The sequence below is a fragment of the Hyella patelloides LEGE 07179 genome (assembly GCF_900659865.1).
In the GTDB taxonomy this organism is placed as follows: Bacteria; Cyanobacteriota; Cyanobacteriia; order Cyanobacteriales; family Xenococcaceae; genus Hyella; species Hyella patelloides.
The window spans coordinates 1-2,001 of sequence record NZ_LR214414.1; the positions used below are offsets into that span (position 1 = coordinate 1).

Below are 2,001 nucleotides of genomic sequence, written 5' to 3' on the forward strand. Positions count from 1 at the left end.
TAAGACTAAATCGATACCAATTACGCCGATTAAAGTTTGCTGGCGATCGTAAAGAGGATAACTAGCAGAAACAGAGATAATTGAAGGATCGTCATCCCAAGTATAGATTTCACTCCACAAGGGATGACCAGTTTTAACTGCATCTGTGTACCAACTATCCACCCGAAAATCAAATTCATCAACAATAATCCGTTGTGTAGGATTACCCTGTTCGTCTGTAGCGTAACCGTGATATGTTCCTAGATAAGCTTGCTCGATAAAATCGAGGCGCAAACTATTATCGTCATTACGATTAATCCCGACAAAATCACCTTGGGGATTGCCAAAATTAATGTAGCCAAATTCCTCAAATACGCGCATTTGCTGCCAAAAATAGCGACCAAAACCACGTAAATCGGTAACGTCAATTAATCCTTGTTCGATCGCCCCAGCGTTGATTTGATTGATTTGATGGGGTAAAGCTAAATAGCGATCTAGATGTTGACTGACGCGATCGCTCACTTGTTCTCGTAATTGCGTAGCTAGATCGTTAATTGCTTTTTGTCCGTTACGCACTGATAAATAACCTGTCAATCCTACTGCGATAAAAATTTGCAGCACAAAGGGAACTACTAAAACTAAACGTAAAGGTAGTTTTTCTAGTGTCTTGACCATGTAATTACCTAACTTAATCTCCAAGCCAATCGATGATAGTAGTGACGTGCTTTTTGTTTATTCAACCGCAGTAAACAGAGAATATACAATAATTAATTCTAAAAATAGACGAAATCTTTATTACTCGTACCTAATGATTAAATTGCTTGCTTGAATGAGACGAAATACTTATAGTTTTATGAGAGAGAAAACCTCTCAGCTTCCGTATTATCCTATGATTGCTGCTCGATTTAAAAGTGCATACAAAAAGTTTTATTTATGGAAATTTACTTATATTAATATATGCATTGTCATATTTTAAAACAGTAAGAATACTGAAATTTGATTTAAAACTTGAACACATCGACTTTTTTTGAAAAAAGCAAGCTCAAAAATTAGAGGAGAAAAGAGAAATTAAAAAATCAAGGAAAAGCACTGTATTTCCAGGGAACAATTTCCTGATTTTGATAATAGCCAAAATTTAGAATATATATGTAATATAAAATCTTTTTAGTTGACCTATAGTTCAAGCACGAAGAGAATGTCTAAAACGAGAGATGCTCCCTGCACAAAATAGGAAGTTTTAATTATTCTGCACAATGGCTTAATAATTGCTAAAGTCGCAATTTTCTCAATAGAGGAAGTTTTAGTCTTCCTCGCTAGGTGTCTTTAAAGTCTCAATACTATGTATGATGAAGCGATTGTATGAATATCTGATTTTCTTCATTGTATTGGTTTTCTTGAGGTTGTATCAGATATCTCTGTAGATGGCGATCTATTATCTTATTGAGTGCTAACTGTCTGATAGTCCTTTCTCGTCCCTTTCTTGAAAAACTTCTTTTGCTGCAAATATTCCATTCAAAGCGGAAGGAAATCCTGCGTAGACAGACATTTGAATCATAATTTCCACGATTTCTTCTCTCGAACAGCCAACATTTAATGCTCCGTGAATATGAACTTTCAACTGAGGTGTTGCATTACCCATTGCAGTCAATGCTGAAACCGTGGCGATTTCTCGGCTTTTTAAATCCAATCCCTCCCTGGAATAAACATCACCAAAAGGGTATTCAATCACATATCTTCCTAAATCGGGTGCGATGTCTTTAAGGCTTTCAATAACTTTTTCCCCAGCTTCGCCGTCTATTTCTTTTAGCTTTGCCAAACCTCGCTTAAAGCGTTCAGTTGGTTCTTTTTCGTTCATGGGATATTTCTCTTGCGATACTGCATTGAAGTTGACGAGTGACCCCGCGTTATGCCCTAAAGGACTCTGACTTTAATTTTGATATCTTGAATTTTATGCTAGCTTTTGATATCTGTAAAATACTTATTCGATCTTAAATGATGCCTCAAAGTTATCAAAATTCTTTC

The 2,001-nt window shown here is 35.9% G+C and carries 2 protein-coding genes; both read right to left on the reverse strand.

Translation table 11 applies throughout. From position 1 onward, the window contains the following. Window positions 1-654 (reverse strand): cache domain-containing protein (locus H1P_RS35360; protein WP_222427417.1); only part of this gene is annotated, 654 nt, incomplete at its 3' end. A gap of 772 nt (window positions 655-1,426) precedes the next feature. After that, window positions 1,427-1,834: a carboxymuconolactone decarboxylase family protein gene (locus H1P_RS35365; protein ID WP_144876461.1), complete on the reverse strand. Its 408-nt coding sequence runs from the start codon at window positions 1,832-1,834 to the stop codon at window positions 1,427-1,429. Window positions 1,835-2,001: the final 167 nt, after the last annotated feature.